Source organism: Pelagibius sp. (genome assembly GCF_028289705.1).
GTDB lineage: Bacteria > Pseudomonadota > Alphaproteobacteria > Kiloniellales > Kiloniellaceae > Pelagibius.
Window position 1 is genome coordinate 19,607 of record NZ_JANQOI010000066.1, and the last position, 22,087, is coordinate 41,693.

Annotated in this window: 20 protein-coding genes; 14 read left to right on the forward strand and 6 right to left on the reverse strand. The window is 68.0% G+C overall.

Annotation, left to right across the window (positions count from 1 at the left end):
- Window positions 1-9: 9 nt before the first annotated feature.
- From Q0996_RS07985 to Q0996_RS08005, 5 genes are read right to left on the reverse strand one after another with little or no spacing between them, the layout of a single operon-like run.
- The gene (locus Q0996_RS07985; RefSeq protein WP_322096661.1) at window positions 10-999 is read right to left on the reverse strand and encodes a sugar-binding transcriptional regulator; all 990 of its coding nucleotides are present in this window, start codon (window positions 997-999) and stop codon (window positions 10-12) included.
- Window positions 1,000-1,031: 32 nt separating this feature from the next.
- The gene (locus tag Q0996_RS07990; RefSeq protein WP_299617449.1) at window positions 1,032-2,387 is read right to left on the reverse strand and encodes an acetoin dehydrogenase dihydrolipoyllysine-residue acetyltransferase subunit; all 1,356 of its coding nucleotides are present in this window, start codon (window positions 2,385-2,387) and stop codon (window positions 1,032-1,034) included.
- Window position 2,388: 1 nt separating this feature from the next.
- Window positions 2,389-3,408: an alpha-ketoacid dehydrogenase subunit beta gene (locus Q0996_RS07995; RefSeq protein WP_322096662.1), complete on the reverse strand. Its 1,020-nt coding sequence runs from the start codon at window positions 3,406-3,408 to the stop codon at window positions 2,389-2,391.
- Window positions 3,405-4,415: a thiamine pyrophosphate-dependent dehydrogenase E1 component subunit alpha gene (locus Q0996_RS08000; protein WP_299617451.1), complete on the reverse strand. Its 1,011-nt coding sequence runs from the start codon at window positions 4,413-4,415 to the stop codon at window positions 3,405-3,407. The genes Q0996_RS07995 and Q0996_RS08000 overlap by 4 nt, the downstream gene beginning before the upstream one ends.
- Window positions 4,416-4,431: 16 nt before the next feature.
- The gene (locus tag Q0996_RS08005) at window positions 4,432-5,751 is read right to left on the reverse strand and encodes an NAD(P)H-dependent oxidoreductase (protein ID WP_299617453.1); all 1,320 of its coding nucleotides are present in this window, start codon (window positions 5,749-5,751) and stop codon (window positions 4,432-4,434) included.
- A gap of 327 nt (window positions 5,752-6,078) precedes the next feature.
- Here Q0996_RS08005 and Q0996_RS08010 point away from each other — a divergent pair, with 327 nt between their 5' ends.
- The 7 genes from Q0996_RS08010 (at window position 6,079) to Q0996_RS08040 (ending at window position 13,094) form a co-directional block, all read left to right on the forward strand.
- Entirely contained in the window at window positions 6,079-7,644 is a 1,566-nt protein-coding gene (locus Q0996_RS08010; protein WP_299617455.1) for an ABC transporter substrate-binding protein, read from the forward strand.
- A 31-nt stretch (window positions 7,645-7,675) separates the two neighbouring features.
- A complete protein-coding gene (locus Q0996_RS08015) occupies window positions 7,676-8,617 on the forward strand; it encodes a carbohydrate ABC transporter permease (RefSeq protein ID WP_299617457.1) in 942 nt (313 codons plus the stop codon).
- Window positions 8,617-9,456, forward strand: coding sequence for a carbohydrate ABC transporter permease (locus Q0996_RS08020; protein ID WP_299617459.1), 840 nt, complete (start codon window positions 8,617-8,619; stop codon window positions 9,454-9,456). The genes Q0996_RS08015 and Q0996_RS08020 overlap by 1 nt, the downstream gene beginning before the upstream one ends.
- A gap of 3 nt (window positions 9,457-9,459) precedes the next feature.
- Window positions 9,460-10,512: an ABC transporter ATP-binding protein gene (locus tag Q0996_RS08025; RefSeq protein WP_299617461.1), complete on the forward strand. Its 1,053-nt coding sequence runs from the start codon at window positions 9,460-9,462 to the stop codon at window positions 10,510-10,512.
- Window positions 10,513-10,525: 13 nt separating this feature from the next.
- A complete protein-coding gene (locus Q0996_RS08030; protein WP_299617463.1) occupies window positions 10,526-11,470 on the forward strand; it encodes a carbohydrate kinase family protein in 945 nt (314 codons plus the stop codon).
- Window positions 11,471-11,531: 61 nt separating this feature from the next.
- Window positions 11,532-12,266: a hypothetical protein gene (locus tag Q0996_RS08035; RefSeq protein ID WP_299617465.1), complete on the forward strand. Its 735-nt coding sequence runs from the start codon at window positions 11,532-11,534 to the stop codon at window positions 12,264-12,266.
- 219 nt (window positions 12,267-12,485) lie between these two features.
- Window positions 12,486-13,094 (forward strand): hypothetical protein, encoded by a 609-nt coding sequence (locus tag Q0996_RS08040; RefSeq protein WP_299617467.1) that lies wholly within the window; start codon window positions 12,486-12,488, stop codon window positions 13,092-13,094.
- Between the two features lie 17 nt (window positions 13,095-13,111).
- Here the strand turns inward: Q0996_RS08040 and Q0996_RS08045 are convergent, their stop codons facing one another.
- The gene (locus Q0996_RS08045; RefSeq protein WP_299617469.1) at window positions 13,112-13,924 is read right to left on the reverse strand and encodes a phosphate/phosphite/phosphonate ABC transporter substrate-binding protein; all 813 of its coding nucleotides are present in this window, start codon (window positions 13,922-13,924) and stop codon (window positions 13,112-13,114) included.
- 118 nt (window positions 13,925-14,042) lie between these two features.
- On the opposite strand from Q0996_RS08045, the gene Q0996_RS08050 reads away from it, so the two are divergent.
- The 7 genes from Q0996_RS08050 to Q0996_RS08080 form a co-directional block, all read left to right on the forward strand.
- Window positions 14,043-15,014, forward strand: coding sequence for a tripartite tricarboxylate transporter substrate binding protein (locus Q0996_RS08050; RefSeq protein ID WP_299617471.1), 972 nt, complete (start codon window positions 14,043-14,045; stop codon window positions 15,012-15,014).
- A 283-nt stretch (window positions 15,015-15,297) separates the two neighbouring features.
- Window positions 15,298-15,732, forward strand: a complete 435-nt coding sequence (locus tag Q0996_RS08055; protein ID WP_299617473.1) for a tripartite tricarboxylate transporter TctB family protein — start codon at window positions 15,298-15,300, stop codon at window positions 15,730-15,732.
- The gene (locus tag Q0996_RS08060) at window positions 15,723-17,207 is read left to right on the forward strand and encodes a tripartite tricarboxylate transporter permease (RefSeq protein WP_299617475.1); all 1,485 of its coding nucleotides are present in this window, start codon (window positions 15,723-15,725) and stop codon (window positions 17,205-17,207) included. Before Q0996_RS08055 ends, Q0996_RS08060 begins: the two co-directional genes overlap by 10 nt.
- A 258-nt stretch (window positions 17,208-17,465) precedes the next feature.
- Window positions 17,466-19,148, forward strand: a complete 1,683-nt coding sequence (locus Q0996_RS08065; RefSeq protein WP_299617477.1) for an ABC transporter substrate-binding protein — start codon at window positions 17,466-17,468, stop codon at window positions 19,146-19,148.
- A 21-nt stretch (window positions 19,149-19,169) separates the two neighbouring features.
- Window positions 19,170-20,183, forward strand: a complete 1,014-nt coding sequence (locus tag Q0996_RS08070) for an ABC transporter permease (protein ID WP_299617479.1) — start codon at window positions 19,170-19,172, stop codon at window positions 20,181-20,183.
- 3 nt (window positions 20,184-20,186) lie between these two features.
- Window positions 20,187-21,050 (forward strand): ABC transporter permease, encoded by an 864-nt coding sequence (locus tag Q0996_RS08075; protein WP_299617481.1) that lies wholly within the window; start codon window positions 20,187-20,189, stop codon window positions 21,048-21,050.
- On the forward strand, window positions 21,047-22,087 hold a 1,041-nt coding region (locus Q0996_RS08080; RefSeq protein ID WP_299617483.1), incomplete at its 3' end, for an ABC transporter ATP-binding protein. The genes Q0996_RS08075 and Q0996_RS08080, both read left to right, overlap by 4 nt.

A 22,087-nucleotide genomic window follows, 5' to 3' on the forward strand; every position in this document is an offset into this window, starting at 1 on the left:
TCAAAAGTTCTAATCCAGCAGGCTGCGGGCAGTGGCTTCGTCGGTGATGAAGACCGTGGGTTCCAGCAGCTTGATGGAGCCGCGCAGCACGGCGATCTTTTCCGGCCCGCCGGAGATCAGAACCCGCCGCGGCGTGCGTTTCAGCCGCTCGATGCCCACCGCGATGGCCCGCTCGTTCACCGGATGGTCCACCAGCCGGCCCTCTTCGTCGATGAAGTTGTAGAGGATGTCGCCCACCGCGCCGGCTTCGATGAGGGAGCGGCGCTCGGCCTCGGAGAGATGGCCTACCCGATAGGAGGTGGTGAGGGTCGAGATGCCGCCGACGCTCAAGAGGGCGATGTCGAGGCTGTCGGCCATCTCGAAGACCTGGGCGATGCCGCAGCGTTCGAGGAGCGCGTGCTTGGTCTCCGGGCTGTCCACCAGGGCGGGGGCCGGCACCAGATAGCCCTCCCCCTGGAACAGCTCGTTGAACTGCCAGGCGAATTCCGCCGGGTTGAAGCGGCGCGCCTGGGAGATGCCGCCGAGCAGGGAGACCACGCGGAAGTTCTCCAGGGTGCGCCCGCTGATGTAGGGCAGGGCCGAATAGAGCGTACGCCCCCAGCCGACGCCGACGGTCATGTCGGAGCGCATGGCCTGGGAGATGAAGGCGCCGGCGGCGGCGGCGATGACCGGGGAGCGGTCCTGCTCATCGTTGGAGATCGGCGCGACGATGGCCTGCTCGATGCCGAAGCGGCTTTCTAGTTCCCGCTCGACCTCGGTGATCTCCACCAGCGGTGCCTTGATGGCGATCTGCACCTCGCGGCGGCGGCGGGCATCGGCCAGCAGGCGCACGATGGTGACCCGGCCGACCCCTAGGATCTCGGCGATCTCGCTCTGGGTCCGCCCTTCGATGAAGTACATCCAGGTCGCGCGCACGCGCAGGCGGTTGCTGGCGTCGGGCAGGTTGACCTGCTGGGCGCCGGAGCGTTTACGTCCCTGGGGCTTGTCTTGACTGGTCACGGACGGTCCTCCGGTTGGGGCGGCGCGAATTTCTACAAAGCCACTCCCTTTGCATCAAGTGTCATGGGCGGGCGGTCCAGCTCCGCCAGACGGATGAGGTTGTTGAGCAGCGGCGCCAGATCCTCCGGCGTCTCGATCTGCGGCAGGTGGCCGACCTCCCGCAGCAGGTGCAGAGCGACGCGGCCCGGCGCCCGCAGCGCCTGCTTCCAGGGCACCACCCGGTCCGCCCGGCCCCAGACGATCTGCGTGGGCACCTGGAGGCGCTCCAGCGCCGCCAGCAGGTCGACGCTCTGGGTCGAGTCCGGGAACAGCGTTTCGGCAAGGTCGCGCTGGTAGGCGCGGAGCGCCGGGTCCTGGCGCGCGCGCATGGCCGCCGCCACATAGTCGCCGCTGATCAGGGTGCCGTTGTGAACGAGCTCCCGGAGCCAGGGGGCGAGGCTATCTTTGCGACCGGCGCGGGCGACGCCTGAGAGGATGCGGCCGTCGATCTCAGGGCCGAGCCCGGCGGGCGCGAGCAGACTGAGAGAGGCAATCCGTTTGGGCCGCACGTCGGCCAGGGCCAGCGCCAGGGCGCCGCCGAGGGAGTGGCCGACAAGGTGCGCGCCGGGCAGGTCTTCCCGGTCGAAGGCCTCGACCACCATCCGCGCCAGGCCGCGGAAGCTCTCGACCGGCCGCTTCGGTGAGCGCCCGTGGCCGGGAAGTTCGAGCTTCAGGCGCGGATGGTCCGGCGCCAGGTAGGGCTCCAGCTTCTGCCAGCCGTCGGCGTCGGCGGCGAAGCCGTGGATCAGCAGGATCGGTGTCCGCTTGCCGGAGCCGGCGCGATGCACCACCAGGGAGCCGGCCTCGGCCTGCCAGCCCTGCGTTGTTTCCGCCGCCGCGCCTTCGTTCCGCAGCAGGTGGGCCTCCACATCGGCCCCGCCGATGCGGCCGCGCGGCCCGCTGCCCTCGATGACGTTGAGGGTCAGACCGCTTTCGCGCGCCAGCCGCCGTGCCTGCGGTGTCGCTCTTGCCTTCTCGACCGAAGAGGACAGAGCGTCGCTCGGCCGTGGGTGCTGCGCTGCCATTGGTTCGGCGGTGTCTTCCGGTGAGCCGATTTGCGCGGGCACCGTTGCTGCTGTGTCTGCCGCGGGCGGATCGCACACCGCCTCGCCCTCGGCGTAGATCCAGGCGATGGCGGTGCCGATGGCGACCTCGGCCCCGGCGGCGGCGCGGATGTGGTGCAGCCGGCCGCTGGCCGGGCTCTCCACCTCCATGGCCGCCTTGTCGGTTTCGATGTCGAACAGCGGATCGCCGGTGGCGACCGCCGCGCCCTCTTCGACGTGCCAGGCCGCGACGCGCCCGCGGGTCATGTCCATGTCCACCTTGGGCATGATGACCTCGACCGGCATGTCAGAGCCTCCCGCGGACGAGGCTCCGCGCCGCTTCCAGAATGTCGGGTTCCTGGGGAACCGCCGCCTTCTCGAGATCCGGGTTGTAGGGGATCGGCGCCTCGGCGCCGCCGAGCCGGACGATGGGCGCGTCGAGGTAGTCGAAGGCCTCGCTCTCGGCAATCATGGCGCTGACCTCGGCGCCGATGCCGAGGGTCTTGACCCCCTCATAGACGACCATCAGGCGGGAGGTCTTGGCGACGCTCTCGACCACGGTCTTGCGGTCGAGGGGGCGGATGGTCCGCAGGTCGATAACCTCCGCCTCGATCCCCTCCTCGGCCAACTTGTCGGCGGCGGCCAGCGCGCGGTGGACCATCACGGCGGTGGCCACGATGGTCACGTCGCCGCCGCGCCGGCAAAGATGGGCCTGCCCGATGGGCACGGTGTAATGCCCCTCGGGCACCGGCCCCTTCGTCTTGTAGAGCAGCTTGTGCTCGAACAGCATGACAGGGTCCGGATCTTCGAGGGCCGCCAGCAGCAGCCCCTTGGCGTCGTAGGGTGTGGCCGCCTGGCACACCTTCAGGCCGGGCACGTGGCCGAACCAGGCCTCCAGGCTCTGGCTGTGCTGGGCCGCGGCGCCGGTGCCGGAGCCCGCGGGAAAGCGCATCACCAGCGGCACCGAGACCGCCCCGCCCAGCATGAAGCGCAGCTTGGCCGCCTGGTTGACGATCTGCTCCATGGCCAGCGTCGCGAAGTCGGAGAACTGGAACTCGTAGACCGGCCGCAGGCCGGTGAGGGCCGCGCCCACGGCGATGCCCGCCCCGCCAAGCTCGGAGATCGGGGTGTCCACCACGCGGTCCTCACCGAAGCGCTGCACCAGGTCGCCGGAGACCTGAAAGGCGCCGCCGTAGACGCCGATGTCCTCGCCCATCAGGATCACCCGCTCGTCGCGCTCCATGGCGACGGCGAGGCCGTCGCGGATCGCCTCGGCATAGCTCAGCTCGCGGACCTCGGTAGGTGTCTCGCGCAGCGGCATGCTCATGCGGGCCGCTCGGTGTAGACGTCGCGGGTCAGGGCCAGGGGGTCCGGCGCCGGGCTGGTCTTGGCGAAGTCGATCGCCGCGGCAATCTCCCGCTCCACCGCGTCTTCCAGGGCCTTGAAGCCCTCCGCGTCGAGGATTGCCTGTTCGCGCAACAGCTCGGCGAAGCGGCCAATGGGATCGCGGGCCACCCAGCTTTCGATCTCTTCCTTGCTGCGGTAGCGGTTGCGGTCGGACTTCGAATGGCCGCGCCAGCGGTAGGTGACGGATTCGATGAGGCTCGGCCCCTGGCCGGCGCGGGCCCGTTCCACGGCGACATGGCTGGCCTCGGCGACGGCGGAGAAGTCGTTGCCGTCCACGGTGATCCCCGGCATGGCATAGGCCGCCGCGCGTTCGGCAATGTTGTGCACGGCGGTCGAGCGCTCGGTGGCGGTCGACATGGCGTACTTGTTGTTCTCGCAGAAGAAGACCACCGGCAGGTCCCAGATCGCGGCCATGTTCAGGGACTCGTGGAAGGCGCCCTCGTTGCCGGCGCCGTCGCCGAAGAAGCAGAGCACCACCGATCCGGTCTTCAGCCGCTTGGCCGAGAGCGCCGCGCCCACGGCGATGGGAATGCCGCCGGCGACGATGCCGTTGGCGCCCAGGTTGCCCTTGGTCACGTCGGCGATGTGCATGGAGCCGCCGCGGCCGCGGCAATAGCCGGTTTCCTTGCCGAAGAACTCCGCGAACATGCGCGCCACCTCGGCCCCCTTGGCGATGCAGTGGCCGTGGCCGCGGTGGGTGGAGGTGATCTTGTCCGCGTCGGTGAGCGGCATGCAGGCCCCCACCGCGCTGGCCTCCTGGCCGATGGAGAGATGCATGGTGCCGTGGATGAGCCCGCGGGTATAGCTGTCTTCGGCGCCTTCCTCGAAGCGGCGGATCAGCAGCATCTTGCGCAGAGCTTCGCGCAACTGTTCCGCCGAATACTGGCGGACGGCGAAGGGGAGGTTTGCCGTGGCGGTCTCGAGCATCGGCGGTCTCCGGTTCTCAGCCCGCGGTGAGCAGGTCGTCCTGGCGCGCGCGCAGCTCGGCAATGCGGGAGCCTTGCGGCGGCGCGGCGTTGTCGTAGGTGATCAGCTCGCCCTTCTTGATGGGCGCGCTGACCGTCCCGTCGGTCAGCAGTCCGCAGGGGATGGCGCGGGCGGCGCGGGCCTCCTCGGCGCGCATGATCCAGGCGCGGTAGCAATACTCGCCGATGGCGTCCAGGCGCTCGCCCGCCTGGAGATCGCGCTTGGCGACGGCACAGACTTCCGCCACCGGGCGGTCCAGCGGCACCATGTCGGCCTTGCCGTAGAGCACGGCGCGGGCGCAGGTCAGCGGCACCTCCAGGGAGGTCAGGTGATAAGGCCGGATGAAGGTGAAATAGGGGCCCTTGCCCAGCTTCAGGTCCTCCATGCGCTCCCAGACCCGGGGATGGGACATCTCGGCGATCACGAAGACGCCGGGGGCGACGCCCGCGCCCACGGAATAGTCCACCCGGCCGATGTCCGAGAGCACGCCGCCGTCCTTCTGCGGCACCAGCACTTCGGAGAGCTGTTCCTTGGTGGCGGCGGGTCCGTGCAGGCCCGGGCGGTCGGGCACCAGCCCGGTGGCGTTGGCGATGGCGGCCATCTCCACCATGGTCTTGGAACCGTCGATGAACTCCACCAGCATGCGCGGGCTCATGTTGCGGCGCTCGGCTTCCTCGGCGTATGCGTCCGGCGTCGCGTCGATGTTCAGCGGGTTGTTCTTGCCCTTGCCAGCACAGACGATGGGATGACCCATGGCCGAGACGAACTCGATCAGCTCCATGCAGGAGGAGGGCTCGTCCCCGGCGCCCAGGGTGTAGACCACGCCCAGGCGCTCGGCCTCGGCCTTCAGATAGGCACCGATGGTGACGTCGGCCTCGACGTTCATCATCACCAGGTGCTTGCCCTGCTCCATGGCGGACAGGCCGATTTCGGCGCCGACGGCGGGGATGCCGGTGGCGTCGATCACCACGTCGATCAGCCCGCTCTCCACCAGCATGGCGGCATCGGAGGTGACGGCGATCTTGTCGGATTCCATGGCGGCGTTCAGGGCATCCGGCTTGGCGACCTCCCGGGCACGGTCTTCGCCGTTGCAGGCGATCTCCACCGCCTTCACCGCCGCCGGCAGGTTCAGCTCGGCGATGGCGCCGATGCGGATGCCCGGCATGTGGGCCACGCGGGTGACGATGTCGGTGCCCATCTCGCCGGCGCCGACCAGCCCGATGCGCACGGGCCGGCCGCTTTCCGCCCGCGATGCGAGATCCCTTGCAAGCCCCGTCAGGGCGACATTGCTAGACAAGCGTGCAACTCCTGCAGCCGAGTTCGGGGCGGAGTGTATTGAACATGTGTTTCATGGTCAATGCGTATGTTCTAACGACTCCAAGGTGATCGGGCGACAAACCCCTTGACATCCGCCGATTCCCCATGAACATTTGCGTAGTTGAAAATAAGATTGTTCAGATTGGCAGGGGCGTCGGGCCCCGGCTGTTTCGACTCCGGCCCCCGGCGCGCACCGCCAATGTCAGGCTGCCTTTGTCTTTGGGCAGCCAGGCGGGCAAAGTCATTCGGCCCCGTGAGGTTCAGCGGCAGGTCGACAAAGAAGAACGACCACAAGGGAGGAACAGGAATGCGCAATACTCTTCATGGCACCACGCGCCGGTCATTCTTGAAGTCGGGCGCTGCGGCCGGACTCGTCTCCGGTCTGGGCTCCTCGCTGGCGGCCCCGGCCTTCGCCCAGTCTTCGCTGCCGGACCCGGCCTCGGTGCTGGCGGACATCTCGGTGCCGAAGTACGTGCGGGAGGACTACCGCAAGCTCTACAACATGTCCGACGAGCCGCTCTGGGACCCGAACAAGGACTGGATCCGGACCGTCGACTGGGAAGCGGTGCGCGCCGAGCAGGCCGGCAAGACCGTGCGCTTTGCCATCGGCGCGGCGGACCAGGAGTCGGCGGCCGAAGGCCTGGTGCCCTTCGAAAAGCTCTCCGGCATCAAGGTCGAGCTGGTGCCCATCCCTGACGATAACTTCTACGACAAGGCGATTGCCGAGTTCATCTCCGGCAACGCCAGCTTCGATGCGCTGCAGTTCTTCTCCCCTTGGCTCGGCGACTTCGCCGCCCCGGGCTTCCTCGCCCGCCTGGACGACTACGCCGAGAAGTGGAAGCTGCCGCTGGACGACTTCTACGACACCTACCTGCTGAACTACGGCCACTTCGGCGACAAGGGCATCTACGGCATCCCCTTCGACTGCGACATCCAGATGGTGCACCTGCGCAAGGGCTTCGTCGAACAGGTGACCGGCGGGCCGATCGACAAGTGGAAGACGGTGGAGACCTACGACGACCTGATCCGCCTGTCGGGCGAGCTCGACAAGATCCAGCCCGGGGTCGCCGGCGTCGGCCTGATGGCCGCCCGCGGCTTCTGGTCCACCTACACCTGGGAGCACATTGCCGCGCAGTGCGGCGTCGATCTCTTCGATTCCGACTGGAACCCGATCTTCAACAACGACGCCGGCATCAAGGCGTTGGAGATCATTCTCGATCTGCAGAAGAACGCCGCCCAGGGCATCGCCGGCTGGGGCTGGCCGGAGAACCGCGCCGCCTGGCTCGGCGGCCAGCTTGCCACCAACATCTCCTGGCAGGACAGCGGCACCCAGGCCATGCGGCCAGACCAGAGCCAGATCGTCGACGACTTCGTCACCATCTACGAGCCGCGGGTGAACATCGAAGGCGCCCGCTTCGCGCCGCCCAACATCGCCGGCTCCACCTCCTGCGTGGCCTCCACCTCGCAGAATCCGGAAGGCGCCTTCCTGATGCTCGCCTTCCTGACGACGGCGTCGATCATGGCGATGAACGAGGCCAACGCCAACGGCGTCGCCCCGGGCTACAAGTCGGTGCTGACCAACCCGCGGCTGGAAGCGGTCTCGCAGCCGGCGAAGGTCTGGGCGGACAGCCTCGACTATGCCTGGTGCGCCCCGCGTATCCCCGGCATGTTCGAGATGGAGCAGGCCCTTGGCAACGAGATCAACAAGGCCGTGGTCGGGCAAAGCTCCGCCAAGGAGGCCCTGGACGCCGGCGCCAAGGCCTGGCGGTCGATCATGAAGAAGAACGGCTTCTTCTCCAACCGTGAGCCCTTCGCCTATGCTGCCGTGGAGGCGGGCACCTGGGTCGGGCGCGGCAAGCCCTCGCCGATCTGATCTCAGCGGCTGGGATGCGGCCTAGGGAGCAATGACGCAGACCGCATTCAAAGCCGGCGGGGCGGCGGTTGTCGCCGCCTCGCCCCCGGCGGGCCGCCGGGTCCGGCGCAGCGCCTTTCAGCGCAAGCTCTTTCCCTATCTGCTGGTGGCGCCTGCGGTCTGCTACCTGCTGATGATCACGCTCTATCCGGGCGTCTACGCGATCTATCAGTCGTTCTTCTTCGTCCGTTTCAACGAGTGGATTCCGGCGGGCTTCGACAACTACGTGGAGCTCTTCCAGCACGACGAGTTCTGGGGCGCGCTGTGGAACACCTTCGTCATCGGCGGCATCGCCCTCACGCTGGAGTGCGTGATCGCCCTGGCGCTTGCCTACTATGCCTACCGCGACCCGCTGATCCGCGGCTGGCGCATCGTCTTTCTGCTGCCGATGCTGTTCATGCCCTCGGCAGTGGCTTTCATCTGGAAGCTGGCCTTCGCCGACGGGCGGGTGATCTCCGACCTGCTCATGCGCGTCGGGCTCATCACCGAGAATATCGACTTCCTGGGCGTTGTCTGGAACGCGCGGCTGACCCTCATCGTCGCCGACGTCTGGCAGTGGACGCCCTTCCTCTTCATCATCTTCGTGGCCGCCCTGCAGGCCCAGGACAAGGAGATCGAGGAGGCGGCGCGCCTCGATGGCGCGAGCTGGTCGGCGATCTTCTGGAACATCTCCCTGCCGCTGATGAAGCCGGTGATCGCCGTGGCGGTGATCCTGCGCGGCATCGACATTACGACCATGTTCGCCAACGTCTTCATCATGACCCAGGGCACCCCCGGCGGCACCACGGAGACCATCAGCTTCTTCATCTACCGCATGGGCTTCCGAACCTTCAACTTCGGCTATGCCTCGGCCGCCTCGGCGGTGATGCTGATCCTCACCCTCATCATCGCGCAGCTTCTGCTGAAGCGCTTCTTCCGCTCGGGGAGGGCGTGATGGCGCTGCGCCGCAGATCCGGCGAGAACCTCGCCCTCCGCTATGTCATCCTCTGCGCCTGGGCGCTGGTCTGCCTGGTGCCGATCCTCTGGTTCCTCTCCATCGGATTCCGCCCGCGCACCGAGATCATCACCCCGCAGCCGATTTACTGGCCGACCTTCTCCCTCGATGCCTGGCACATGATCTGGGACGACTGGCCGATGGCCAACTACCTGCGCAACTCGCTGCTGGCGATCGCGGGTTCGGTGGTGATCGATCTGGTGCTGGCGGTCCCGGCGGCCTATTCCCTGGCGCGCTACAACTACAAGGGCCGCGAGGACATCGGCTTCTACATCCTCTCGACCCGCATGATGGCCCCGGCCATCGTCGCCATCCCGATCTTCTTCCTGTTCAAAGGGCTGGGCCTTCTGGACACGGTCTGGGCGCTGATGCTGGTCTATGCCGCCATCAACCTCAGCGTGGTCACCTGGATCATCCGCTCCTACATGATGGACATTCCCCACGAACTGGAGGATGCGGCGCGCACCGACGGCGCGTCGGACCTGCGCATCCTCTGGGAGATCGTCATCCCCATCTGCCTGCCGGGGATCATCACCGCGGCGGTGATCGCCGCCATCTTCGCGATCAACGAGTTCCTGTTCACCCTGTTGATCGCCTCCACCAAGAACGCCTACACCATGTCGGTGGCGCTGGCCAACTTCACCGGCGGCTCGGACGGGAAGATCTACAACGCCATCGCGCTGGTCTCCTTCCTCGCCTTCGTGCCGGTCTTCCTGCTGGTGGTGTTCATCCAGAAGCATCTGTCCCGCGGCCTCACGCTGGGCGCATTGAAGGGGTGAGCCTTGGCTGAGATCGAACTGCGCAACGTCAGGAAGCAGTGGGGCGCCGTGGTCGGCGTCAACGACGTCAACCTGACCATCACCGACGAGGAGTTCCTGGTACTCCTCGGCCCTTCGGGCTGCGGCAAGACCACCACCATGCGCATGATCGCCGGCCTGGAAGACCCCTCCGCCGGCGACGTGGTGATCGACGGCGAGGTGGTCAACGAGGTCGACGCCCGCGACCGCGACGTGGCCATGGTCTTCCAGAGCTATGCGCTCTATCCCAACATGACGATCTACGAGAACATCCGCTTTCCCCTGCGCATGCGCGACGTCCCCAAGGCCCGGCACGCCGAGCTGGTGCAGCGCGCGGCGGAGATGGTGGAACTCGGCGACTACCTGCACCGCAAGCCGGGGGCGCTTTCCGGCGGCCAGCGCCAGCGCGCCGCCTTGGCCCGCGCCATCGTGCGCCAGCCCCACGTCTTCCTGATGGACGAGCCGTTGTCGAACCTCGATGCCAAGCTGCGCACCGCCATGCGGGTCCAGCTCAAGCACCTGCAGCGGCAGCTCAAGATCACCACGGTCTACGTCACCCACGACCAGGTGGAGGCGATGACCCTAGCCGACCGCATCGTCATTATGGACGGTGGCGAGATCCAACAGATCGGCACGCCTGACGAGATCTACACCGACCCGGCCAACACCTTCGTCGCCGGCTTTATCGGCTCGCCGCCCATGAACCTCATCGGCGGGCGCCTGGAGGGCGGCAGCTTCACCGCGCCGGGCATCCGCGTCGACGGGCTCGGCGAAAACGCTGGAGCCCGCAACGCGATCCTGGGCGTGCGCCCGGAGGACTGCCACGTCGTGGGTGCGCCCGCGCACTTCAACGCCAAGATCTTCGCCATCGAACCCATGGGCGACCAGACCGTCGTCAGCCTCAGCACCGACGGCCATCTCGTCGAGGTGCGCGCCGCCCGCGACTACCGGGCGCCGCTGGACAGCATGGCGCATATCAGTTTTGATCTCGACCGTCTCTACCTCTTCGACGAAACCTCCGGCGAGCGGCTGCGTTGAACCAAGAACCAAAATGACTTTCGACTACACGTCTCTCGGCTTCTACACCTTCGATTGCCTCGGCCGCCCGGTCACGGAGATCCCGCCCGGCGGCGGCACCTATTTCATCGAGGAGTTGACCCTCGCGGTCTCCGGCGCGGCCGGCAGCGCCGCCATCGTTGCCGCCAAGCACGGGCTGAAGGTGCAGGCGGTGGGCGGTGTCGGCGACGACGACATGGGCAAGTGGGTGCTGGAGAAGCTGCAGAGCTTCGAGGTGGATACCGCCAACATGGAGCTCTGCAACGGTGTCGCCACCTCCTCCTCCATCGTCACCACGCGGCCCGACGGCGCGCGGCCGGCCCTGCACAAGAAGGGCGCCACCGGCGCCTTCTTCGTCACCGACGACCGCCTCGACCGGGTGCTGGACACGAAGATCTTCCACATCGGCGGCGTCGGCCTGATGGACCGCATGGATGGCGAACCCAGCGTGGCGCTGATCAGGCGGGCCAAGGAAAAGGGCTGCGTGACGACCCTCGACGTCTTCGCCAGCACCCAGGACGACATGCCGCTGGTCGAGGGCCTGCTGCCCTACACGGATTACTTTCTGCCCTCGGAAGAGGAGGCCATGGCGCTCTCCGGCCTTACCGACTACGACGACGTGGCCCAGTTCCTCCTGGACAAGGGGGCCGGCTGCGTGGTGCTGACCCTGGGCGCGGAAGGGGCGCTCTATCGCCACAGCGACGGCACGCGCTTTCATCTTCCGGCTTTCGACATAGACGTCATATGTACCTGTGGTTGCGGGGACTGTTTCAATGCCGGTTTCGCGACGGGGCTTCATCTCGGCCTCGATCCCGAGGCCTGCGTGCGCCTCGCCCAGGCCTCCTCGGCGCAGAACGCCATGGGGCTTGGCTCCCAGGCCGTGGTCCGCTCCCTGGAGGCGACCATGGACTTCATGGAAAAGACCCCGGTTAAAGTTTAGCGACGCGGTTGGTTCGCCCGGGTAGAATGACTACATACAACCTGGAAGACGGGTTCGGGGCATGGCCAACACTCAGCGGAGCCTGAGTACGACGACAGCAACGCTGCCATTGAAGGACGCCTTGCGCATGTTGCGCTTCACCATGAGGCGCGGGCGCAGCCTGTTGGACAAACCCCTGGAGCCGATCCCCGCGCCCATCAGCAAGGTGGCGCGGGCCATGCTCTCCGACTTCGACGAGATCGCCGACAAGGTCAACGACGTCGCCGCCGGGCTTTCCCACCGCTTTCTCGATCTGCGGGAGGCCGGCCGCTGGTCGACGGCGACCCTGGAGGAGATCGAGAACATCGGCGAGGCGGAGATCGCCTTCGCCCAGGCGGCCTATCACGGCCTGACCCGCGCCCTGCGGCACTTGGGTGCGGAAGAAGGGCTGGTGAGCGAAGTCCGCACGGCAGAAGCCTACAAGGCGGCGATCCAGTCCGGCGCGGCGGAGAGCGACCGCTTCACCCTGGCCGCCGCCCTGCTGCAGGAGATGGCGCAGCGCGGGGTGATCCGCGATGTGCTGCCCGATCCCGAGGCCGAAGAGGCGGGTCTCGACGAGCCCGATCTCGCCAGGATCGCGATCCTGGCGCTCATCCTCTGGTTCCTGGCGGAGCGCCAGGGCGACGAGGGCGATGCCGAAGCGCTGCTCCTCACCTGCTGCGATGTCGCGCGGGCCCTGAAGGCGGATCTGGACGACAGCCTGGAAGACAGCACGCGCCTGCGCGACCTCATCGCCGCCTACGCGGACAAGATCTGAGAGCCTGACCCGAAATGAAACCTTATCCGTCAAAGGATTTTCGTGCGCTAGCCTCCTCAATCGTCATTGCCGGACTTGTTCCGGCAATCCATGGAGGTCCGGGTCTCGGTCGTTCCATGGACCCTCGGGACAAGCCCGAGGGTGACGATTTGGGGAGGGATGATCTTGGCAGGCCATTGAAACCAAGGCATTCATCTCGAGTTAGACTCTGAGGCCGCCATGAGCCTTCCCGTCCCAGAGGTGTTGAGCGAAACCGACCGGCCGATCCGCCGGGCCATGCGCCGCATGCGCTGGTTCAAGCAGTCCTTCGCGCAGCAGGTGGACGCCATTTCCCGGGCCAGCGGTGTCGACTACCGCATCCACGACGACCGCCTGGCCCAGACCTTCATCGCCTGGCTGCGCGCCTTCGAGGCCCAGAAACCGACACAAAGCACGGCCCGCCGCGCCTACACCAACTTCGCCTCCGGCCTCATGCTGAAGCAGATGATCCAGGACGCGCCCCTGGCGGTGGCGAGCGTGCCCGTGGGCTCCGACGCTTCCAACCCGGCCTACTACTGGCCGGAGGGCTATGCCTATGTGGCCTACTGCCTCAACGTGCGCTCTGCCGTGCTGGCGCAGGACTTCGACGAGGCCCTGGCGCTGACGCCCGACCTCTCCAACATCCGCGACTGGTGGTCCTTCAAGGAGAACGTCACCGAAGACCCGTCCCTGGCCATCGCCTTCCTCGATCTCTTCGCCGGAGAGGAGCCCAACTGGGCGAGCCCGGCGCTGTTCTACGAAAAGACCGAGCGCCTGGAAGCCTGGCCCCGCGGCGACCGCTCGGGATAGGGCAACGCCCCAAGAGATCACTCCGGGCGGGGGTATCCGGCGGCGCGCGCTTCACGGTCCCAGAGCTCGGCGATCCCATAGTCGTCAGCGGCCACCGCGGCGAAGCCGCTGAGGCCGAGATCAGCCAGCACTTTTGCGAGCTCCGGTGCTCCGCCACTTGCAAGCAGGGCGCGGCGCAGGGCGGCGCGGCGTTCCGGGTTCAGATCGGGCGCCGCCACCAGCGGCGGTATGGGGGCGGCGGCGGTGGACTCGATGACCGCGATTTCCGCCACCCGTTCGGGCTCGTGACGGGCGATGAGGTCGAGGGCGAAACTGTCCATCGGCGCCACGTCGACCCTGCCGTCCGCCATCCAGGCCAGGCACTGCGCCGGGGTCACCGCCGGGCCGAGACTCTCGCTATAGAGGCGCGGGCGCTCGGCGGAGCGATAGGCCAGCAGGTGGTGGCGCGGGGCGTTGAAGCCGGAGTGGGAGGTCTCCACCGTCCAGGCGATGCGGCCGCCGAAGGTCTCCGCCAGGCTTCGGTAGCCGCGGTCGCGGCGCACGATGAAGTCGGTGAAGTAGACCGGCTGTCCCCGATAGCGGCTGCCCAGAGGAACGGGGGCGGCGAGCGCCAGGGGCTGCGGTCGCGCGCGGCTGAAGGGCCAGCCGCACATGAAGGCGCAGCCCAGGTCCGCACGCTCCCAGAGCGTTTCCAGCGGGGCCGGGGCGGGATGGTCAATCGCAGTGAGCGCAATGCCGGATGTCTCTGCAACCCAGGCGAAGAGGTCGGCCCAGGCCTGCCGCGCCGTCTCCGTCACGTTGTACATGCGCGCGCAGGCGATCAGGGTCATGCGCAGGGGTTCCGCGCCGCCATGGTCGGGGCTATCCGTTGATTGGGCATACCGCGTTGTATAGGGTTGTATATACAACTTGAGTCATGGGTCAACGACGGGAAACGGGAGGGTCTCGATGAAGACGTGGAAGGCAGCAGCATGCGCCGCGATGGTCGCCGCCGCAGTGGCGACGGTCGCATCCCCCAGGCTTGCGGGCGCCGACTATCCGGAAAAGCCGGTGGAGATCATCGTGCCCTTCGGGGCGGGCGACGCTCTGGACAGCACCGCCCGGGTAATCGCCGAGCGCCTGAAGGAGAAGCTCGGCGTGCCGATCATCGTGAAGAACATCCCCGGCGCCGGCGGCGGCAAGGGAACGGCGGAGGCCAACAAGGCCGCGCGCGACGGCTACACCCTGCTGATGGGATCCACCGGGGCGCTGACGGCCCGGCCCCTGATTCAGGACCCCGGCTACAAGACCAGCGATTTTGTGCCCCTCGCCCAGTTGGTCGAGGTGCCCATCGGGCTGGCGGTTGCCGCGGACAGCCCCTACAGCTCGGTGAAGGACATCGTCGAGGCGGCGGCCAAGGCGCCCGGCAAGGTCAAGTACTCGACCCCCGGCCCCGGCGCCACCCAGCACATCAACATGGAGATCTTCGCCAAGGACCAGGGTATTCAGATGCCCCACATCGGCGGGCGCGGCGGCAAGGGCGCGGTGACCAAGGCGCTCTCCGGAGAGGTCGACTTCGTCTTCGTCGGCGCCTCCAACTACACCAGCCTCGCCAAGGCCGGGAAGCTGCGAGTACTGGCCGTGGCGGCGGACGAGCGCGTGCCCTACCTGCCCGAGGTGCCGACCTTCAAGGAGCAGGGCTACGACTTCACGGTGGCGGTCTGGTTCGGCCTGCTGACCCACGACGGCGCGCCGCAGGCTGTGGTCGACAAGCTGCGCGGCGTGGTCTCCGAGGTCGCCAACACCGACGAGACGCGCGCGCTCTACAAGAAGTTCAATCTGAACGAAGCCTTTCTCGACGGCTCGGCCTTCCAGAAGCGCATCGACGCCAACGTCTCCAAGCACTCGGTGGTGCTGAAGGACATCGGCCTGATGAAGTGATCCTGCGGGGCGGAGGGCGCGGCGCGGAAAACCCGCAGCGCGCCTTCCACCTTGCTCTCCGAACAAGCCCGAGGGTGACGAGGATCAGACGACAGTTGTCATGCTTGGGCTTGTCCCGAGCATCCATGGACGGGCCAGACCGAAACTTCGCCGGTGAAGCCCCAGCGGGCGGCGCGATGGACCCTCGGGACAAGCCCGAGGGTGACGATATGAGTGGCGGTGGCACTCGTAGGCTATTGATATTAAGTCACTCATTTCGAGTCGGACTCCAAGAGGTGGGGCGATGAAGGCGGACAGGCTGGCCGGTGTCGTGACGGCGGTGGCCGGCTTGGGGCTGGCCGCGGCCAGCGCCGGGCTCGACATCCTCGCCAGCCAGCCGACCCTCTCGGCGCGCTTTTTCCCCTATCTCCTGGCCGGCGTTCTCGTGCTCTGCGGTCTGGCCTTGGCCGTCAGGCCCGGCGAGCGGCTGCTGAGCGAGGTTGTCGCACAGCTTCTGGTCCGCCGCGGGCTCGCCTTCGCCGGCCTGCTGCTGGTCTACGCGCTGACCTTTCGCTATGTCGATTTCCGCTTCGGCACTTGGGCCTTCGTGCTGGCGGCGATGTGGGTCCTGGGGTCGCGCAGCCGCCTCGAACTGCTGATCCTTCCACTGGCGGTTTCCGCGGCGACCTACGCGCTGTTCCGCTACGGCTTCGTGGTGCTCTTGCCGACATGGACCTGATCCCCCTCGACTCGGTTCTGGCCGGTGCCGCCGCCGTGTTTCAGGCCAAGGTGCTGCTGGCGATCCTCATCGGCGTGCTGCTGGGCTTTCTCTTCGGGGCCTCGCCGGGGCTGACCGCCACCACCGGCGTCGCCATCGCCACGCCGCTCACCTTCGGCGTCAGCTTCGAGGTGGCCATGGCCCTGCTGCTGGGGATCTATGCCGCCGGCTATTTCGCCGGTTCCATCCCGGCCATCCTGATCAACACCCCGGGGGCGCCCGGCAACGCCGCCTCGGCGCTGGGCGGCTACCGTCTCGCCCGGGCGGGCCAGGCGGATCTCGCCATCAGCCTCGCCGTCGTCGCCTCGGCCTTCGGCGGCCTCCTCTCCCTCGCCGTGCTGATGCTGGCGGCGCCGAACCTGGCGAGCTTCGCCCTGGAGTTCACCTCGGTCGAGTACTTCGCCCTCGGCCTCTTCGGCCTGATCTGCGTGGCGGCGGTCTCGAGCGGCTCCCTCATCAAGGGGATCGCCGGGGCGGCGCTTGGCATGGCGCTCGGCACCGTCGGCATCGACGAGGTGGGTGGGACGACGCGCTTCACCTTCGGCCTGCCGGAACTGCAGAGCGGCATCCCGCTGATCCCGGCGCTCATCGCCTTCTTCGCCGTGGCCGAGCTGCTGCTGCAGGCGGCGGCGCAGCAGGATGCGGCCGATCTGCCGCGTCAGCGCCTGCACCCCGTGGTGCGGCTGCCCGGCCTGATGCTGCGCAACGGCTGGCTGCTGCTGCGCAGCGCCCTGACCGGCACCGTCATCGGCATCCTGCCGGGCACCGGGCCGACCATCGCCGCCTGGATCGCCTATGGGCAGTCGGCCCGCCGCAAGGACGCCGCCGAGGGCGAGGAACGGTCGGCCACGCGCGGGCTGATCGCCGCGGAGTCGGCCAACAACGCGGTCACCGGCGGCGCCCTGGTGCCGCTGCTGACGTTGGGCATTCCCGGCGACACGGTGACCGCCGTGCTGATCGGCGCGCTGCTCATCCAGGGCATCGATCCGGGACCGTTTTTCATTTTCGAGCACGGCGACCTCTTCGCCCAGATCCTCATCATTCTGGTGATCTCGGCGCTGCTGATCCTGATCTTGGGCCTGGGCGCGCGGAGGGTGCTGCCGAAGATCCTCACCATCCCCCCGCGCATCCTGCTGCCGATTGTCGCCGTGCTCTGCGCCGCCGGCGGTTTCGCCATTCACCACGCGCCCTTTGAGGTCGGGCTGATCGCCGTCCTGGGGATCGGCGGCTACGTCCTCGCCCGCTTCGGCTTTCCCATGGCGCCCATCGTCATCGGGCTGGTGCTGGGCCCGATCATCGAGGTGAACCTGCGCAACGGCCTCGTCGCCAACGACATGGACGTGACGGTCTTCGTCACCCGCCCAATCAGCGCTGTCCTGCTGGCGGCCATCGCCGTGACCCTGGTCTGGTCGGCCTTGCGGTCCCGCCGCCGCTAGAGGCGGGCCGCGCCCCGGTCCGTGGTATGGCGTCCTGCGGTGGCAACCCACCGGACAGGTCCACAACCGCCGCGACGGCATGGCATATTCCCGCATGCAGGACTATAGTTCCTGACCGCCGCTCCGCCCGCCATGGCATGCGTAACGCCCTGAAACATAAACACGATAAGGGAGTGTCGGTGATCACTTTGTGAGGCTTCGGGCTGCGTGCCACCACAAATCCCCCGGCGTCGGGCGCCGGCAGCAGAGGAGGTCGCGGTGTCACGTCTAAGACAACATCCCTACATTGCCACGCTGGTTCAGCAGTACTCCACCCGGGCGGTGAACCGGCGGGAGTTCCTGCGCACCGCCACCCTGCTTGGTCTCTCCGCCACCACCGCCTATGCCATCGCCGGAAAGATCGACGGCCGCAGCGGCACCGCCCGTGCTCAAAGCAACAAGCCCAAAGGCGGCACCCTGCGGCTGAGCACCACGGTCTATGACGTGAAGTCGCCGGCCACGGCCTCGACGACCGCCCATCCGCTGATCTACGCGCAGGTGGTCGAGCATCTGACCAAGACCGGTGCCGACAATGTGACGCGCCCGCACCTGCTGGAATCCTGGTCGCCCTCGGAGGATCTGCGGACCTGGGAATTGAAGATCCGGCCCGGCGTCACATGGCACTCCGGCCGCGCCTTTACCGCCGACGACATCGTCTGGAACCTCACCCGCCTGCTCAGCGACGAGGCCGGCTCCTCCGTCCTCGGGCTGATGAAAGGCTACATGCTGAACGCGATCGACACCGGGGAGGTGAACGAGCGCGGCAGGAAGATCCTCAGGCACGAGCTCTGGGATGCCAATGCCATCGAGAAGGTCGACGACCGCACCGTCCGGCTCAATCTCAAGGCCCCGCAGCTCGCGGTGCCGGAGCATCTCTTCCACTATCCCGCGGTGATGCTGGACCCGGAGGAGGGCGGCGTCTTCGGGCCCGGCGCCAACGGCACCGGCGCCTTCACGCTGACGGAGTTGGAGGTTTCGCGCCGTGCCGTGCTGGAGGCGGTGGAGGACTACTGGGGCGAGGGCCCCTACCTCGACCGCATCGAGTTCATCGACGTCGGCGGCAACGAGCAGGCCATCGTCAACGCCCTGCTGTCCAAGCAGGTCGACGGCGCCTTCCAGATCCTGCCGGACTTCTTCCCGGTGCTGGAGAACCAGGACCATCTGGCCTACTACGAGGTGACCACCGCCGACACCTCGGTGACCCGCATGAACGTCACCCACAAGCCCTTCGACGATCCGCGGGTGCGGCTCGCCTTTCGTCTGGCCATCGATCCGGCCAAGGCCAGCGCGGTCACCTACGGGCCCTTCTCGACGCCGGCGGAACACCATCACGTCTCGCCGATCCATCCGGAATACGCCCGGCTCGACCCCTGGACCCGCGACGTGGCGCGGGCCAAGGCCCTGCTGGCCGAGGCCGGCTACGGCGATGGTGTCGATGTCGAACTGACCATCCAGCAGAACCCGCCGCACCACCTGCGCAACGCCACCGCGCTGGCCGAGATGTGGGAGGAGGCGGGCATCCGCGCCAAGATCAAGGTGGTGCCCAACGCCCAGTACTGGGACGTCTGGCTGACCGCGCCGCTGGGCGCCACGGTCTGGGCCCACCGCCCGCTGGCTGTCATCAACCTGGCGCTCGCCTACCGCAGCGGCGTGCCCTGGAACGAGAGCGGCTATGCCAACCCCACCTTCGACCGGCTGCTCGACGCGGCGGAGGCGGTGCCGGACCCGGTGGCGCGCCGCGAGAACATGGCGGAGATCCAAAGCCTGCTGCAGGACGACGGGCCCATCGTCCAGACCTACTGGCGCAAGCTCTTCACCTTCTACGACAAGCGCGTCGTCGGCTTCGCCATGCATCCGACCTATCAGGTCTTCTGCAACGAACTGGCGCTGCGCGATGGCTGAGCGGGGCGGGGCCGACGTGCGATGATCTCCTTCATCGCACGACGGCTCGGCCAGTTCCTCTTCACCCTGCTGGCTGCGTCCTTCCTGCTGTTTGCGGTGACGGAGTTCTCGCCCGGCAATGTGGCGAGCAAGATCCTCGGCCCCTACGCGGTGGAGAGCCAGGTCGACCTGCTCTACGACAAGCTCGACCTCGGCGACCCGCTGCTGCAGCGCTACACCAAGTGGCTGGGGACGCTGCTGGGGCTGTCGTCCAACGCGCTCGCCGATCCGGCCATCAGCCTCGGCCTCAGCGATCCGCGCGGCGCGCGCTACTTCGGCAATCTCGGCTTCTCGCTGATGCAGAAGGAGCCGGTGGTCGACGTGCTCGCCAGGCGCATCGGCCACACCGTCGTACTGACGGTCTGGGCCATCGCCTTCATCGTGCCCATCGCCCTCACCCTCGGCGTGATCAGCGGCGTCAATGCCGGGCGGCCCGTCGACCGCGGCATTTCGGGCCTCACCGTCACCCTGACCTCGCTGCCGGAGTTCGTCACCGCCGTCGCCCTGCTGCTGCTGTTCAGCGCCTGGCTGGGCTGGCTGCCGGGCACCAGTACCATGACCGCCGGCGACCAGTGGTCCGCCGCCTCGCAACTGGTGCTGCCGGTCACGGTGCTGGTCATCGCCTCGGCCTCCTACGTCACCCGCATCGTGCGCGCCTCGGTCGCCGATACCCTGCGCCGGCCCTTCGTGCGCACCGCGCGGCTGAAGGGCCTCGCGCCGCGCCGCGTGATCCTACAGCACGTCTTGCGCAATGCCCTGATCGCACCGGTCACCGTCATCCTGCTGCAGGTCAACTGGATCCTCACCGGCGTCGTGGTGGTGGAGGCGATCTTCGCCTATCCGGGCATCGGCTCGCTGTTGCTGCAGGCCGCGCTCTTCGGCGACATCTACGTCGTACAGGCTCTGACCCTGCTGGCGCTGACCGTCGCCGTGGGCACGCAGTTCGTCGGCGACATCGCCTACATGCTGCTCGACCCCAAGATCAGGCTGCGCTGAGCCATGGCCGACCTCAGCCTCGCACGGCCACAGGGCCTGGGCCTCCGCCGCCTGCCGGTGCTCGGCGCCATCCTGCGCTCCCGCGCGGCCAGTCTCGGCTTTGCCATCGTCGCCGCCTGGGGGCTGGTGGCACTGCTGGCGCCCTGGCTCGCGCCCTACGACCCGACGGCGATCGACTTCGCCGCCGCGGCCGATCCTGCCCCCTCGGCCGCCCACCTGCTGGGCACCGACAGCATCGGCCGGGACCTCTTGTCGCGCATCATCTGGGGCGCGCGCACCACCTATGCCGTGGTGCCGCTGTCCATCGGCAGCGCCTTTCTGGTGGGCATCGCGGCGGGCACCCTGGCCGGCTACTACGGCGGCTGGCTCGACCATCTGGTCGGCCGCATCGGCGACACCATGCTCGCCTTTCCGGCCCTGGTGCTCTACGTGATCCTGATCACCGCCGTCGGCCCCTCGATGCTGAACATCGTCATCGCCGTCACTCTGGCCTATGCGCCGGGCGTCAGCCGGCTGGCGCGCAGCCAGGTGCTGGCCCTCAAGAACATGGACTACGTGAAGGCGGCGGAGGCGCGCGGCGAGCCGGCGCTCTACATCATGGCCCTGGAGATTTTGCCCAATGCCCGCGGCCCCCTGATCGTCGATCTTTGCCTGCGCGCCGGCTACACCGTCATCCTGATCGGCACCCTCGGCTTTCTCGGCCTCGGCCTGCCGCCGCCGACCCCGGACTGGGGCGGCATGGTGGTGGAGGGCTCGCATCTGCTCTCCGTCCATTGGCACATGGCGGTGCTGCCCTGCATCGCCATCACCTCGGTGGTCGTCGGCTGCAATCTGATGGCCGACGGCCTGCGGGAGACCCAGCAGTGACGGCGCCGGTGCTCAGTATCGAACAGTTGACGGTCTGCTACCGCAGCGGCCGGCGCGATTTGCCGGCGGTGCAGCACCTCGACTTCGCGGTGCACCCCGGCGAGGCCTACGGGCTGGTGGGCGAGTCCGGCTGTGGCAAGTCGACGGTGGCCTTTGCCGTCATGGGGCACCTGCCGGAGAACGGCAGCGTCACCGCCGGCCGCATTCTGGTCGACGGCGAAGACGTCGTCGGCCTCGACGAGCCGGGCCTGCGCCGCCTCCGGGGGGCCGCCGTCGCCATGGTCTATCAGGACCCCGCCGCCGCCCTGAACCCGGTGATGCGCATCGGCCGGCAACTGGCCGAAGCCCTGGAGGCCCATCGCCGGCTGCCGCCGGCCGAGGCGCGGGCGGAGATCCTGGAGGTGCTGACGCGGGTGCGCCTGCCGGAGCCGGCGCAGCTCCTGCGGCGCTATCCGCATCAGCTCTCCGGCGGGCAACGGCAGCGCATCGTCATCGCCATGGCGCTGCTGGCGCGCCCGCGCCTGCTGCTGTTGGACGAGCCCACCACCGGGCTCGACGTGACGGTGGAGGCGAGCGTCGTGCGCCTCATCGCCGAGCTTGCCGCCGACAGCGGCATGGCGCTGCTCTACATCTCCCACAACCTGGGCCTCATGGCCCGGGTCTGCGACCGTATCGGGGTGATGTACGCCGGCCAACTCGTGGAAGAGGGGTCCGCGCGCCAGATCCTGAAGACGCCGCGACACCCCTACAACAGGGCCCTGATCGACTGCCTGCCGGACATCGCGGGCTCGACGGACCGTCAGCGCCTCTCCTCCATTCCCGGCCAGGTGCCGGCGCCCGGCGACCTGCCGCCCGGCTGCCTCTTCGCGCCGCGCTGCGGCCATGCCAAGGCTGGGCTCTGCGACGCCGACCCGCCGCCGCGCATGGAACCGCTGGACGGCGAACACCGGGCCCGCTGCCTGCGGCTCGCCGAGATCGTGGAAAGCCCGCCGCCCGCCGCCTTTCCGGTGCGCGCGCATGGAGCAGCGGAAGCTCGT